We start from the raw sequence: 15,282 nt of genomic DNA, 5'->3' as shown, positions 1-15,282 counted from the left end.
TAATTCACCTCATGTTTAGTAATAAAATTTCATTCAATAATAAGCTTAACCAAAGCATTGAATCACCTTGATTAAGCTAAAAACCTTAAATTATTAGTTAGATGTTACCATTCCATTACTATCAAGAATTATATGATCTTTGCCAGCAGCTGCAATCACCTTTAATTGTGCTAATGTTGTGACCTCAGAAAATTCACTAGGTTTTACCTCTATAACTTTTCCAGTTCCAGTTCCTATAATTGCATCTAATCCAAGTTTAAAAGTACCTGTATCTGCAATTTGTGCAGTTTCATGATCAGCATTGTAGGCTGCTGCTGCATTCACTATAATTTTAGCATCCGATATAGCCTTAGCTTTCTTAGCACTGTCGGAATAGCCTGTAATTTTTGGCACCAAAATAGCACCTAGTATAGCAAGTATTGCTATAACTGCAATAAGCTCGATAAGTGTAAATCCTTTTTTCTTCTTTTTAATAATCGTTTCAATCATTTTATAATTCCTCCCTTTTCATATAATATTTATATTCATCAAAGTATTAGCTTTGATAATTATCAAATTTAGACCCTTTAGACCCCTACTGCATCATACATGCCAAAGATAGGTAGTATTATTGATACCACTATAAATCCGACTACCATTGCTAATCCTATTATTATAAGGGGTTCTATTAAAGCAGTCATTTGTGCTGTAGCGTTCGCTACCTCATCATCATAAAAATCAGCCGTTTTCTTTAAGACCTCATCCATATTACCAGATTCTTCACCTATTTTAATCATTTGAGTAAGCATCAGTGGAAAGATTTCCCTAGTTGACAAAGCATCACCAAGACCTATCCCTTTTTTAACTTCTTCTTTAATAGAAAAAAGTATATCACTAATTGTTCTACTATTAAGGACCTTCGCGCAGGTTTCTAAACTTTCAATCATTGGTACTCCACTAGATAAAAGTATTCCAAATGTTCTAGCAAATCTAGCTGTTACAATCTTCAAATATAGCTTCCCAAATATAGGCATTTTCATAGTATATCTATCATTTCTCAATTTTCTCTTACCCTTATTGCCCAAAATTTTAAACAATAGAAAAGTAAATAACATAATTAAAGTTACAGCTATTATATTTTCTCTAAAAAAATTACTGATGCCCATAACAATTTTAGTAGGAAGTGGAATTTTTCCTCCTGCGTCTATAATCATATTTGTAAATGTAGGCACCACAAAGATTACAATCCCAGTTACAACAATAAATGAAAAAATAACAATAACCTTTGGATATGTTATGGCCTGCTTTATTTTTTGCTGTAGTTTATGCTCATTCTCATAATACTTAGCTAATGTTCCCAAAATTGTGTCCAAATTCCCGCTAGTTTCTCCAACCTCAACCATATTTACTAGCATATCTGGAATATCTTTGTGTTCTCTAAGGGATATTGAAAAAGTTTTACCCTTTTGTATCTCTTCACTCACAACATATAAAACTTTTTTAAGCTTTGGATTTTCTGTCTGTTCTTTAACTATATCTACAGCCTTAACTATACTGATTCCCGCAGAAACTATAACTGAAAACTGTCTGCAAAATATTGATATATCCTTTGTACTAACCATTTTAAGAGAGCTTAAATCTACATTTAAGGATTTCTTATATTCTTTTATTCTAACAGGATAATAGCTTTTCTCTCTAAGCATCATACTTACAGCTCTTTCATTTGAGGCCTCCATTTTACCTTTTAATGAAACACCTTGAACGTTTTTTGCCTCATATACGAAAACCGACACTCATACACCCCCTTTATAGTTAGCACGACTGCTAACTATCCTTTGAAAAAGCTATTTTTATTAATTCATCTATTGTAGTTTCACCACTATAAACCAGCTCCTCACAGGATTTTTTAAGGGTTTTCATTCCATTTCTAATGCTTATATCTTTAATTTGATCTATGCTTTTGTTAAGTAGAATGCTTTCCCTTATTTCTCTAGTAATTTCCATAATCTCATAGACACCTGTTCTGCCCGAAAACCCACTGTTATTACAGTAGGTACAACCCTCGCCCTTATAAAGCTTTAGCGTCTCTTGCTCTTCTAATCCTAATATTGTTTTTTCATAACTACTAGCTTCGAAAGAAGTTTTACAGTGCTTACATATCCTCCGCACAAGTCTTTGTGAAATAACTCCACTTACCGAAGTTGCCACTAGGTATGGTTCTATTCCCATGTCCGAAAGTCTTACTACTGCTGAGGCCGCATCGTTGGTATGAATCGTGCTTAAAACCAAATGTCCTGTAATAGCGGACCTAATCGCTATTTCTGCTGTTTCACTATCTCTGATTTCACCTATCATTATTATATCTGGATCTTGTCTTAAAATAGATCTAAGGCCTGACGCAAAGGTTAGTCCCGCCTTAATATTCACATTAACTTGATTTATATCATCTATTAAGTATTCTACTGGGTCTTCTACAGTTATAATATTAGTATTTTCCTTATTCAAATCACTTAAAATACTATATAACGTGGTAGACTTACCACTTCCTGTAGGCCCCGTTACTAAAATAATACCGTAAGGGCTTTTAATTATACCCTCTACCTTTTCTAAGTCATCTTTACTTAATCCTAGTTGCTTCTTAGATTTAAGAAAGTTTTCTCTGTCAAGCACTCTAATAACCACTTTCTCTCCATAAACCGTAGGAAGAATAGATACGCGAAGATCGTAATCTTTTTTCTCTATATTCATTAGTATTCTTCCATCTTGAGGAAGTCTTTTCTCTGCTATATTCATGTTACCAAGTATTTTTATTCTTGTTACCAATGCAGCTAAGGTTTCCTTGGGAGACTTCAATACTTCATGAAGCTCACCATCGATTCTATATCTAACCCTAACATACTCATCAAAGGGTTCTATGTGAATGTCACTAGCCCTGCTTTTTACTGCATTTTTAACTAGAGAATCTACAAGCCTTACCGCAGGAGCATTCTTAATGTTTTCAAGACTATCAGATTCCTCCACGCTAAGTCCCTTTATATCACTTTGAGTTTGAGATTTTACTAGTTCATTTGCTGCCTTTTGAACATATTGCGACGAGTAATATCTATCTATAGACTTTTTAATGGCTGTTTGAGTTGTAATTAAAGGTTCTACCTCGTAACCTGATGATATGCCCACATCATCGATTGCAAACACATTTAATGGGTCTGCCATAGCAACTTTGATTTTATTGTCTTCTATATCTATAGGAATCAAATTGTATCTAAGAGCTAGACTTTCAGATATACATTTAACTGCTTCCATATTTACAACAGTTCTTTCTAAATCTACTCTCATAATTCCTAGTTGTATTTCAAGTACATCTATTATTACATCTTCCGTTAAAATATTGTCCTCTATAAGTTGTTCTCCAAGTCTTTTCCCAGATATTCTTTGTTTTTTCAAAACTGATTTCAACTGTTCTTCAGTTATTTTCTTGGTTTGAACAAGTATATATCCTAATTTCTGTTTATTTTGAAGACTCATATTTCCCCACTCCTAATCATGTTTTCACTGTTATTAAATTTCTCATTAATAGCTTCATAACACATTATATAATATTTAGTACGCTAAATTTAAATACCCCTCTGACAGTATATGTACTCATATCAAAAATATTTACGGATTTTTTATTTTTTTAAATCCAATCACAATACCCGCCATCAGTGCACCCCTTATTTTGCAAATTATATGCATAGTTTTTTATGAATATTCAACATAATTCTAAAGAAAACGTTAATTTTGTGGGATAAATAAATATCCCTATATCTCCTTTTCATAAATATACTTTATTAATTAATATGTTCATCATTTAGAAATGGGTTTAAAAAAAATCTTACAATAATATTAATTATTATTGTAAGATTTTTATTTCCGCTATTATTCGACAATAAGCTTTATAAATGCATGCTTATTATAGTCAAACAATCCTCTAGTAGTAATTTTAACTTCAGGTATTACTGGAAGTGCCATAAAAGATAAGCTTACAAAAGGGTCATATTCCTCTCGTACTCCAAAGCCTCTGGCAATTCTACTAAGCCTATTTAGGTGCTCTGACACCATATATGGGGACTCAAAGGTCATTAGCCCCGCAATTGGCAAGCTTAGCTGAGCAATAACTTTCCCCTCAGACACCATAGCTATACCTCCACCAATCGAAACAAGAGTATTAACTGCCACCTCCATGTCCTTATCATTATCTCCAACGACTATAAGGTTGTGAGAATCATGGACTATAGTTTGTGCTATGGAGCAATGTTTTAATCCTAATCCTTCTATAAATCCAACAAAATGCTTACCTGTATTATGATGTCTTTCAATTACTGCTATTTTTAATACATCTCTTTCTGCCACTCTCTTTATATAACCAAGTTCACTTTCTGTTTTCCTCTGTACCAATTTAGTTCGCAAGGAATTCGGAATTAATTTTATCACATTTACAGCTTTAGCATTACTTTTAACTTTGAAAATTTCACTATCTATAAAATCCATATGCATGGACGATTTTATTTTTAAGTCTACATGTTTTGTGCCCGGTAATTCTTTATACTCTTTACCATTTTTTATAACTTTCATTATATTTACGCCCTTTAAGTCTTCAAATAGCACTAAATCTGCTTTATATCCTGGTGCTATAGCTCCTCTATCCAACAAACCATAACATTTAGCTGCATTAAATGAGGCCATTATAAACGCATTTATAGGATTAATTCCCTGCTTTATAGAAATTCTAATACAGTTATCTATGGAGCCACTCTCTAGTAAATCGTCTACATGTCTATCATCCGTGCAAAATAAAAATCTTCCGAAGTTATTCTTGGTAACAGCGGGAAGAATGTCCTTTAAATTTCTTGCAGCTGATCCTTCTCGCAGCATTACGTACATTCCCCTACTAACTTTTAGTAAGGCTTCTTTGGCATTTTCGCTTTCATGATCTGTTCTTACACCGCAGCTTAAGTATGCATTTAACTCCCTAGGCGATATATTAGGACAGTGACCATCTATATGTTTGTGCTTTGCTATATCTATTTTTTTTAATATATTTTCATCCTTATTTGTAACTGCGGTCACATCCATTACTTCACCGAGACCTAAAACTAGCTTATTATTGATTAATTTATCAAAATTATTAGCATTAAGAACGAATCCACTATCCTCAAAGTTTGTTGCCGGAACACAAGAAGGTAGCATAAAAAAAACATCTATAGGTGCTTTTTTACTATTATTTATCATAAAGTTAATACCGTTCATTCCTTCTACATTAGCTATTTCATGTGGATCTGCTATTATTGTAGTTACACCTTTTTTAATTATCACCTCCGCAAACTGCTTGGGCATAATCATGGAGGATTCTATGTGTACATGCGAATCAATGAATCCCGGCGAAACATATAAATCTGAGCAATCAATTTCAGCGGTTCCATCGTATTCACCAATTCCTATAATAGTATCGCCTAGTATAGCAATATCCCCTCTATCTATATTTTCAGTAAACACATTTATAAAATTCGCATTCTTTAGCACTAAATCTGCTTTAACCCTTCCCATCGCTGCATCAATGTTTCTCCGAGTCTGCTCCATATGCTTCCCTCCTCTAATAATTTTAAAACACCCTTCTATTAAATTATTATGGAAATGCTTACAGTATTCCTCATTACTAAGTTAATCTAAAATTTTTTAGCAAATAAAAAAACACAGCTATTGATGTGCTATGCTTTCCTCAGTTTTTAACTGTATTTTATTGTACCAATCAACATATATATAAAATAAACTAACAACATCTTGTTGATTATATAATAATATTTTTTCTTTTTTTTCTTTAGGCATTCTATTTATATACTCAGCATCTTTTACTATTTTACCAAAGGTTTTAGCTAAATTAGAGCCACTAATTACCTCACTTTCGCGATCAATCTCAAATATCTTTTCTAGAGCTTTAAGCCCAATACATGTTCCTTCAGCTTTTTCATAACATTTCTGCAAATCTACTTCGCCAAAATACCCTTCTAGTATAAAATCTATTTTATGAGCTTTTAACAAATAGTTTATAACTGTAAAATCATTATTCCCTGAAAATGTAACGATGAATTTTTTATTATACTTCATCTTCATTTCTTCAAAATAATTTTTAGCTAAAGATAATATTTCTATAGCATCTTTTTTATTTTCCGCCATATATTGGGTAACCTTTAACTCATTTGAAATTTCATCATAATAGCAGCACCCAAAAACTCCTATACATATGGGCTTTTTATAAATGTAATGTTCTAAATCAAAAAACAATGCATCTTTAAAGAGTTGCTTATTTCCGTCTATAGTAAGGGCCCCTTCCACTGAAATTTCCCCTACCTTAATACTACTAAGTTTTGTAATCACAATATCACTCTTTTCTACTAAGTTTTCTAAAAAGCAAAACCGTAAATTTGCACATGTCTAATTTAAACCTCTGCTCTATTTATATGTTATCACATTTCCACTATTTTATAAAATCATTTTTAAAATTTAATGATTTTTCTTGTTACTTCATATTGACACTAATAGATAAACATGTTAAAATTACAATTGAGAATTGTTTTCATTAAGGAGTGATTATTATAAGTATTTACGATTTAAAGCCAGGAGATAAAGCGCTCATTGACTCCGTTTGCGGGGATGATAAATTTGCTAAAAGATTACTCGCATTAGGCTTCATAGAAGGTACTGAAGTTAAATTAGTAGCTACCGCACCTCTAGGGGATCCTATAATTATAAATTTACGCGGTTTCAATTTAGCCATTAGAAAAAATGACGCTAAAAATATATCTATAAAAATTGCATAATTATTATAGCGAGATATAATAAGGAGGATTTGAATGATTACTGCTGCTTTACTAGGTAATCCTAATGTTGGCAAAACAACTCTATTTAATGCACTTACAGGTTCTAACCAATACGTAGGTAATTGGGCTGGAGTGACCGTAGAAAAAAAAGAAGGCTTTATAGCTAATAAAATTAAAATTGTTGACTTGCCTGGTATTTATGCCATGGACACTTATTCAAACGAAGAAAAAGTTTCCAAGGAATTTTTGCAAAGCAGTAACGTAGATGTAATTGTAAATATTGTTGATGCATCGAGCCTTGATAGAAATTTATACCTTACAACTCAATTAAAACAATTTAACAAACCGATAATTTTAGTATTAAACATGATAGACGTAGCAATATCTAAGGGAATAGACATTAATTTAAAACTTTTAGAACAAAAACTAGGGGTAAAAATAATACCTATAGTAGCTTCAAAAGGTAAAGGTATTTCTGATGTTCGCGATTGCCTCCTCAAAAAGGATTACATTACCACTTCTACAAACAGTCTAAAATTTAAAGATGAAAAAGAAACTTATGATTACATTGAATGTTTATTAAAATCAATTACTAATAAAAACACTGATAATAAAGCTTCTATTACAGAAAAAATAGATAAAATTGTGCTTAATAGAATACTTGCTTATCCGCTATTTTTCGGAAGTTTATTTTTAATTTTTATGTTTACATTTACCTGGGTTGGACAACCTTTAGCTGATCTTCTAGATAGTTTGCTTAATGATTTTTTCGTTCCATTTTTACGTATTGTACTTGCGAGTAACAGCGCTTGGTTTTCTTCTCTACTAATTGATGGTATCGTAGGCGGAGTTGGTTCCGTAATAGTATTTTTACCTGTTATATTGACATTATTCTTAGGTATCTCATTTTTAGAAGACAGTGGATACATGGCAAGAGCTGCTTTTATAATGGATAAGTTAATGAGAAAAATGGGCTTATCAGGTAAAGCTTTTATTCCTTTAATTGTTGGTTTCGGTTGCTCTGTTCCAGCTATAATGTCTGCTAGAACTCTAGAGAGTGATAAAGACAGAAAATTAACAGCACTTTTAGTTCCTCTTATGTCCTGCAATGCCAGGCTTCCAGTTTATGCATTGTTTGCATCAATATTTTTTCCTGGAAGAGAAACCTTCATGGTATTTTCATTATACTTACTAGGTATTGGTTTAGCCTTTGGAATTGGCCTACTATTTAAAAATACTTTATTCAAAAAGGATGAAGAACCTTTTATTATAGAATTACCTGTATATAAATTACCAGAACCAAAAAGCTTATTAATACACACTTGGCAAAAAGGTAAAGGCTTCTTAAAGAAAGCCGGCACTATAATTTTCTCAATTTCCGTAATAATATGGTTTTTATCAAATTTCAATACTACAGGTATGGTTGATATAAACATTAGCTTTTTAGCTTCAATAGGAAAATTTATAAATCCAGTATTTATACCACTTGGATTTGCTTCATGGCAAAATTCGGTAGCACTTTTAACTGGTCTTATGGCTAAGGAAGTAGTTGTAGGTACAATGGGTGTTATATATGGAGGTAATTTAAAACATATTTTAGCTAATTATTTTACGCCACTATCGGCTTATAGTTTCTTAGTTTTCGTATTATTATATACTCCCTGTGTATCGGTAATCGCAACTATGAAAAAGGAATATGGAAATAAAATGGCAATTTTTTCTTTAACATATCAATTGCTATTAGCTTGGATAGTTTCTTTTATAATATTTAATGTAGGTAGTATTATAATTGGATAATAAAAAATTTATAGCATAAAATATATAGTATAAAATATAAAGAGGTGATGCTAGCGTGGAATTTATTATTGTTGGTGTGATTATAGTTGTAGCTGGATATATCTTGTATTCTAATATAAAAAAGCAAGCAAGTGGTGATTGTGGTTGTGGAAATGGCTGTAAAGGCTGTAGCCATAGTTGTGAGATAAAGCCCCCCAATAAAATTCAATAAAAAAAGCAGTGGTATAGTACATTTTTGTACTATACCACTGTTTTTTTTAATCTTAACTCTGCACTATTTTGCTAATATAGATAACCTGGTACTCACCATTTTTAGTGGTTCATTAGTGGTTCTATTACTTTTCAAAAAAGCTATTTGTTTTTTAGCTAATTTTTCTTTTCTCTTAAGATCCAAATCATTTTCAATAATATCAACTACATTGAAAATTTTAGGCAAATTCACAACATCCTCATAATTATGAAGCATAAGAATTTCCTTAGACTTTTCATCATGTTTTACTAGGTATTCATTATATAGTTCAACCCACATAGCCCCATTTATTTCATCTTTTCTGTTAATACCAGTGAACTGCTCTACACTTTTTAAACTGCAATTTTTAATTCCCATTTTTTTATGAAAAGGTCTTATAATCCTAAATAAATCTATATGTTCCCTTGGCATTCTAAACCCAAGATTATATCTGTACATCTTTCTAATTATGAAGGGCTCATCAAAGGCTGTTCCATTATAAGAACACCATCTTTTAAAATTACCCATCGCTTTCTTAAGTTCTTTCAAAAGACTCTCCTCGTCGCTTGGCGCCTCCGCAAAATATTGAACGATTTCAAATTCATCTTTGTTTAAGTAATACCCTAAAGATATCAATACTATTTTATCATATTCCATATCGAACCCTGTAGCTTCAATATCTAAATACGCAATAGTGTCCATCTTATATTTGGTGAAAATTTCGTTAGGCAAAATAACCTTAATTTTGTATTTTTTGATAAACATAGTTCCCCCTAATCTATAAAAAAAGAAAAGTATCTATTACAACAAATGTGTTTTTTATTTGCTAAATAATTCTAAACAAGTTTTACATTTTTCTATAATCTAATAATACATTAAAAACAGCGTTATTGCAAATAATTGCAATAACGCAAATCCAAAGGAATACCGAGTATATGCTACATTCTGTCTACAACTTCTATCCCTATAAGGTTTAACGCGTTCTTGATTACTTGGCAAGTAGATTCTACCATTTTAATTTTTGCTTTTTTATTCGATTCATCTTCTAAATTTGATATATTGTGCTGATTATAAAATTTATTAAATGCCTTTGCTACCTCAATAACATATCTTGTAACCATAGATGGTTCTAATTTATCAATAGCAGCCATAATTGCACTTTGGAAACCTTCTAACTGCTTAACAAGTTCAAATTCTTCTTTAGAATTTAATTTATTATAATCAGGTTCTACATTAGTTCTAACTTCATTAGTTTCAGGTTTATTGCTATTTTCTCCAACTTTTCTTAATATGCTTTTTGCTCTTGCATAAGTATATTGCACATAAGGACCTGTTTCCCCATCAAAGCTAAGCATTTCTTCCCAATTGAAGACAATATCTCTTTCTCTATGATTTTTTAAATAAGTGAATACAATAGCACCTATTCCTACTTTTTTAGCTACATCTTCTTTGTTTTCAAGCTCTGGATTTTTTTCATTTATTACTTCAAGAGTTTTAACCACTGCTTGATCTAATAATTCATCTAAGAAAATAACATCGCCTTTTCTTGTAGATAATTTTTTATCTGCAAATCTTACTGTGCCAAAAGGTACATGCACACAATCATCTGCCCACTCATTGCCCATAAGCTTTAAAGTAGTAAATACTTGCTTAAAATGAAGAGCTTGATCTTTTCCAACTACATAAATATTTTTATGAAAATCATAAGTCTTCTTTCTGTAAGTTGCTGCAGCTAAATCACGAGTAGCATAAATTGTAGCACCGTCTGATTTTTTAATTATGCAAGGTGGTATATTGTATTCATCGAGCATTACAACTTTAGCTCCATTACTGTCTACAAGTAGGCCCTTTGAATCTATGTCTTTTATTATGTCATCCATTTTATCACAGTAAAAACTTTCCCCAGCATAAGAATCAAATTCAACATTTAAAGTTTTGTAAAGTTTCTTAAACTCTACTAGGCTTAAGTCTCTAAATTTAGTCCAAAGCTTAACTTCATCAACGCAACCGTCTTCTAATTTCCTAAAATACATTTTTGCTTCATCATTAAGTGTTGGGTCAATATCAGCCTCTTCATGGAATTTCACATAAATTCTTAATAATTCATTAATAGGCTCTTTTTCTAATGCATCTTCGTCTACCCAGTTTTTATAGGCGTAAATAAGCTTACCAAATTGTGTTCCCCAATCCCCGAGATGATTAATTCCAGTACAATTATATCCTTCAAAAGAAAGTATCTTATATAAAGAGTTACCTATAACTGTAGTGAATAAATGTCCTACGTGAAATGGCTTTGCTATATTAGGTGATGAATACTCTACTATCATATTCTTACCTTCACCTATTTTAGATGAACCATAGCTTTCTCCCTCTTCTAATATTTTTTCTATAGTATTTTTAATAAATACTCCTTTGTCTAGGAAGAAATTTAAGTAAGGACCAAAGCACTCTATTTTTTCAAAACCCTCATTTTCAATTTTTCCTTTTAGGTCATTAGCTATCATATTAGGCGCTTTTTTCATAGTTTTTGCTAATTGAAAACACGGAAAAGCAAACTCTCCCATTTCAGGTCTTGGGGGTATTTCAATTAACTTCTCTATTGTTTCTATATCGAGCTCCACCAATTGTTTAATTCTTTCTGCAACTATTTTTTTATAATCCATAAAAATTCCCTCCTGTATTGCTCTGCGGTAGATAACAATTGTTATCCCTCCTGCGCTGCATTTCACTTGATACACTTATTAATTGTAATCCTAATTTCAAAATCCATATATATTGTAATATAACAAAAACCCATCTCTAAATAAAGAGACGGGTTATACTTCCGCTGTACCACTCTAGTTGACTATAAAGTCCACTCAATGTGTTAACGCTACTCGCGGCTTACCCTATAAGAGTCAAAAATACTTTTAACTAGTTCAGGCAGCTTCTCCAAGGTTCTCTTCCTAAAATTAATTTAATACTAATTTTGTTAAATAGTTGCCCACTTAACTTCCTATACCTTACAAGGCTTACACTCTACCCTTGCTCGCTTTAAGATTAATAAGAAAGTACTGTCCTTTTCATGGAATTTAATGATTATATAATTATATAATTACTCAATAATAGCTTAAATTATATCACTACAGTACATATTTGTCAATTTTTTTACAATTTGTTTTGCATATTAATAAATCTTAATATACTCAGAGAATTTTTTCAAATCAGTAATTGGCTCTTTGCAAGTAAAATTCTCACAAATATAGGCAGTAGTCTTTCCCTGCAAAGGTTTATGTGCTCTTAACTCATTATTAATGGAATTTAACCTTTCATCGCCAGTGTTTATTACTACTGTAGCAAATGGGAGGTAATTACTATTAATCTCTTTAATCATAGCTTTAGTAACACTACCCTGCCCCTCTCCTGCGATAATAATATCCTTTCCTGGTATCTTGCTATATAATAGTGCCGTCATAAAATAAGCATGAGCACTTTCTATAGTTTTAACCTTTGAAGCAAAAGCCTCAAATTGCCCGTATGCCTCATTTTCTAATTCACTATTACCACTTAATCTAGCAAGCCTTAACATATTTAAAGTAGCCACTGAATTACCTGATGGCATAGCACCATCATATATATCTTTTGGCCTAACAATTAGTTCTTCTCCGTCAACTCCATATAAAAACAATCCACCTTGCTCTTCATCTTTAAACAACTTAAGCATATTTTCATTAAACTCTATTGCTCTAGCTAAGTATTTTACATTAAAAGTAGCTTCATATAACTCAATTAAAGCATGCACAAGGAAGGCGTAATCCTCTAAATAGCCTAAATGGGCTATTTCGCCTTCTCTGTATCTAGCCATTAATCTTCCTTTTTCATTAATCATGTTACTTAAAATAAAATCCATAGCCTTTTCTGCCTGGGTAATATAATCGCTATTTTCAAAAACTCTTCCACCATAAGCGAGCGCCGCAATCATAAGCCCATTCCAGGAAGTTAATATCTTGTCATCCTTATAAGGATGAATTCTTTTTTCCCTATATTCAAATAACTTTTGTCTCATCTCTTCTAATTTGCGTTCTATTTTTTCATCTATCTTAGAGCTACTTTTTTTGCCAATAAGATTTGGAATATTCCTACCTTCAAAATTACCTTCAACCGTTATATTGTAGCGTTTACAATAGGTTTCATAAAGCTCCTCACCTAAAACTAAACCTATTTCCTTTAATGTTAATAAATAATATGTGCCTTCTTCTCCCTCACTATCTGCATCCTCTGCTGAGTAAAAGCCACCCTCTGGAGAGGTCATATCCCTTAAGATATAAATAAATATTTTTTCAGCTACTTGTTTGTAGAATACTTTGCCTGTAGCTTCAAAAGCCTCAATATATACTGTAGCTAAAAGTGCATTATCATATAACATTTTTTCGAAGTGAGGTATGAGCCATCTCCCATCTGTTGAATACCTTGAGAATCCAAACCCTATATGGTCGAAAATCCCGCCCTCATACATAGCTTCCAAAGTTTTTTCTACCATCTCTAATGCTTTAGGCTCATTATAATTTCTCCAGTATTTCAATAAAAATTGCAAGTTATGAGGCGCTGGAAATTTTGGAGACCTTCCAAATCCACCATAATCACAATCAAATACACCCTTGAAGCTATTATATGCATTATGTATTTCATCCTCGCCTATTTCTTCTCCTAGTTCTACTAGATTAACCTTTTTATCAATGTTTTTTATATGCTCTACTATTTTTTCACTAGATGCTATAATATTCTCTCTTTCTTCATTCCACTGCTGTGCTATAGAATTCAGTACATCCTTTATGCCTGGCATTCTATGTCTACTTTCCCTTGGAAAATACGTACCAGCATAAAATGGCTTTTTATCTGGTGTCATAAAAATAGTTAAGGGCCATCCACCACTTCCAGTTAAAGTTTGGCATACGGTCATATAAATACTGTCTATATCTGGGCGTTCCTCTCTATCTACCTTTATTGATACAAAATATTTATTTAAAATAGCTGCTACTTCTTCATTTTCAAAAGATTCTTTCTCCATGACATGACACCAATGGCAAGTTGAATAACCGATTGAAAGGAAGATTGGTTTATCTTCTGCTTTTGCTTTGGTAAAGGCGTCTTCACCCCAGGGATTCCAACTTACTGGGTTATATGCATGTTGCAGAAGGTATGGAGACTTTTCATTAATTAATCTGTTAGGTTTTCTGTTTTGTTTAATAGTGTCTAGTTTAGTCATAGCTACAACAACTCCTATCAAATATGTATTAACGATATTATGCCCAATGTAACTACTTTAAGTCCATAAAAATAAAGAATAACATTTTATCCAAGTGGTTTAATTTTGTGTTGCATACCTATATCAATACAAAAACACTTGTGTCGTCCGTAAAGAAAGTTTTATCTTATTTCATAATTTCTAATGCAAACGCCCGATTAACATCATTTTATCAGTCAGATATAACCAGCCTTCCATAAAAATAACCTAGTATCATTCTTTAATCCAAGATACTAAGTTATTTTTTTATATTCAATTTTCTTTATCAGTGCTTCCAAGGAAGCGACGGAAGTGGTTCTCCTGTTTCTAATAGAGTTTTTATTCCACAAAGAATAAAAGTCCATCCAGCAGCAGCTTGCTGGAATTTTGCATCTTCAGCATTTATATCTTGCAAAATCGTTAATTTTGTTAAGGGTCCCATCTCTTGTATTTCGAAAACCACTGTTGTGATCTTTTCTTCAGTATTTTCTTGAAACTTTTTCCAAGTATAGGAAAGTCTTTTGTTTGGGTTATATTCAATAACTTCGCCTCTCACTTCCTCTTTTCCTTCGGGTGTAATAACTGATACAGAGGAACCAACATTCCATTTAGAAATTACACTGCGTCCGAACCAATATTTTTTTGTATATTCAGGTTTAATAAGAGCTTCCCATACTTTCTCCGCACTGGTCGATATAACTATTTGATACATAAATCCTTCCATAATATCCTCCTTAGTTTATTTTTCAAGATTTCCTTTCAATTCCATCAAGTCTTCAATTCTTATTTCATCAAACTTATTTATCCACCTCAAAGAAATTAACCTTAATGGAACAGTATTAATATAATGAATCTTCTCTCTCCCCCTCCATATGGGTACTATAATATCGGCGTTTTCTAGTATTAAAAGATGTTTTGATACTGCCTGTCTTGACATTTCAAGCCGGGAACATAGTTCAGAAAGAGATTGACCATTCTTTTCATAAAGCAGATCTAATAAGTAACGACGTGACTTGTCAGCAAGAGCACTAAATATTTTATCCATAGTTTTATATTAGCAACCTTTTAGTTGCATGTCAAGTTTTTTTCAAATTACTACTAATGTCATCCATTGTGCCTCAAATTTTCTTTTATTCATGTAATAATACTCCTCGTCT

13 protein-coding genes and 1 pseudogene are annotated in these 15,282 nt (G+C 31.9%); 3 read left to right on the top strand and 11 right to left on the bottom strand.

Annotated elements, in window-relative coordinates:
• Nucleotides 1–93: 93 nt before the first annotated feature.
• The 5 genes from ACWJJ2_RS00290 to ACWJJ2_RS00270 all read right to left on the bottom strand — a co-directional run bounded on the left by ACWJJ2_RS00290 (nt 94) and on the right by ACWJJ2_RS00270 (nt 6,393).
• Entirely contained in the window at nt 94–489 is a 396-nt protein-coding gene (locus ACWJJ2_RS00290) for a type II secretion system protein (RefSeq protein WP_220286010.1), read from the bottom strand.
• Between the two features lie 77 nt (nt 490–566).
• Nucleotides 567–1,772, bottom strand: a complete 1,206-nt coding sequence (locus ACWJJ2_RS00285) for a type II secretion system F family protein (RefSeq protein ID WP_462953702.1) — start codon at nt 1,770–1,772, stop codon at nt 567–569.
• A 31-nt stretch (nt 1,773–1,803) separates the two neighbouring features.
• Complete coding sequence (locus ACWJJ2_RS00280) at nt 1,804–3,504, bottom strand: GspE/PulE family protein (protein ID WP_220286012.1); 1,701 nt, start codon at nt 3,502–3,504, stop codon at nt 1,804–1,806.
• A gap of 393 nt (nt 3,505–3,897) precedes the next feature.
• Entirely contained in the window at nt 3,898–5,598 is a 1,701-nt protein-coding gene (gene ade / locus ACWJJ2_RS00275; protein WP_216301690.1) for an adenine deaminase, read from the bottom strand.
• Between the two features lie 117 nt (nt 5,599–5,715).
• On the bottom strand, nt 5,716–6,393 hold the full coding sequence (locus ACWJJ2_RS00270; protein ID WP_216301689.1) for a ribonuclease H-like domain-containing protein: 678 nt from the start codon (nt 6,391–6,393) through the stop codon (nt 5,716–5,718).
• 218 nt (nt 6,394–6,611) lie between these two features.
• On the opposite strand from ACWJJ2_RS00270, the gene ACWJJ2_RS00265 reads away from it, so the two are divergent.
• The 3 genes from ACWJJ2_RS00265 to ACWJJ2_RS00255 are packed head-to-tail and all read left to right on the top strand — an operon-like array spanning nt 6,612 to nt 8,844.
• Nucleotides 6,612–6,836: a FeoA family protein gene (locus ACWJJ2_RS00265; protein ID WP_165414912.1), complete on the top strand. Its 225-nt coding sequence runs from the start codon at nt 6,612–6,614 to the stop codon at nt 6,834–6,836.
• A 33-nt stretch (nt 6,837–6,869) separates the two neighbouring features.
• Nucleotides 6,870–8,633 (top strand): ferrous iron transport protein B, encoded by a 1,764-nt coding sequence (gene feoB / locus ACWJJ2_RS00260; RefSeq protein ID WP_165414911.1) that lies wholly within the window; start codon nt 6,870–6,872, stop codon nt 8,631–8,633.
• A 55-nt stretch (nt 8,634–8,688) separates the two neighbouring features.
• Nucleotides 8,689–8,844 carry a FeoB-associated Cys-rich membrane protein gene (locus ACWJJ2_RS00255; RefSeq protein WP_165414910.1) on the top strand — a complete coding sequence of 52 codons (156 nt, stop codon included), beginning with the start codon at nt 8,689–8,691 and terminating at the stop codon, nt 8,842–8,844.
• A 63-nt stretch (nt 8,845–8,907) separates the two neighbouring features.
• Here ACWJJ2_RS00255 and ACWJJ2_RS00250 read toward each other — a convergent pair whose 3' ends face one another.
• The 6 genes and pseudogenes from ACWJJ2_RS00250 to ACWJJ2_RS00225 form a co-directional block, all read right to left on the bottom strand.
• Nucleotides 8,908–9,627, bottom strand: coding sequence for a ribonuclease H-like domain-containing protein (locus ACWJJ2_RS00250; protein ID WP_216301687.1), 720 nt, complete (start codon nt 9,625–9,627; stop codon nt 8,908–8,910).
• Between the two features lie 173 nt (nt 9,628–9,800).
• On the bottom strand, nt 9,801–11,525 hold the full coding sequence (argS, locus tag ACWJJ2_RS00245) for an arginine--tRNA ligase (RefSeq protein ID WP_216301686.1): 1,725 nt from the start codon (nt 11,523–11,525) through the stop codon (nt 9,801–9,803).
• Nucleotides 11,526–12,028: 503 nt separating this feature from the next.
• Complete coding sequence (locus tag ACWJJ2_RS00240) at nt 12,029–14,107, bottom strand: thioredoxin domain-containing protein (protein WP_216301811.1); 2,079 nt, start codon at nt 14,105–14,107, stop codon at nt 12,029–12,031.
• A gap of 304 nt (nt 14,108–14,411) precedes the next feature.
• Nucleotides 14,412–14,849, bottom strand: coding sequence for an SRPBCC domain-containing protein (locus tag ACWJJ2_RS00235; RefSeq protein ID WP_216301685.1), 438 nt, complete (start codon nt 14,847–14,849; stop codon nt 14,412–14,414).
• Nucleotides 14,850–14,864: 15 nt separating this feature from the next.
• Complete coding sequence (locus ACWJJ2_RS00230; RefSeq protein WP_462954364.1) at nt 14,865–15,062, bottom strand: hypothetical protein; 198 nt, start codon at nt 15,060–15,062, stop codon at nt 14,865–14,867.
• A pseudogene (locus ACWJJ2_RS00225) lies at nt 15,063–15,170 on the bottom strand (hypothetical protein); the annotation flags it as partial.
• Nucleotides 15,171–15,282 lie beyond the last annotated feature (112 nt).

The sequence above is a fragment of the Clostridium sp. CM039 genome, from assembly GCF_055081075.1.
This window is presented reverse-complemented; position numbering and strand designations above follow the sequence as displayed.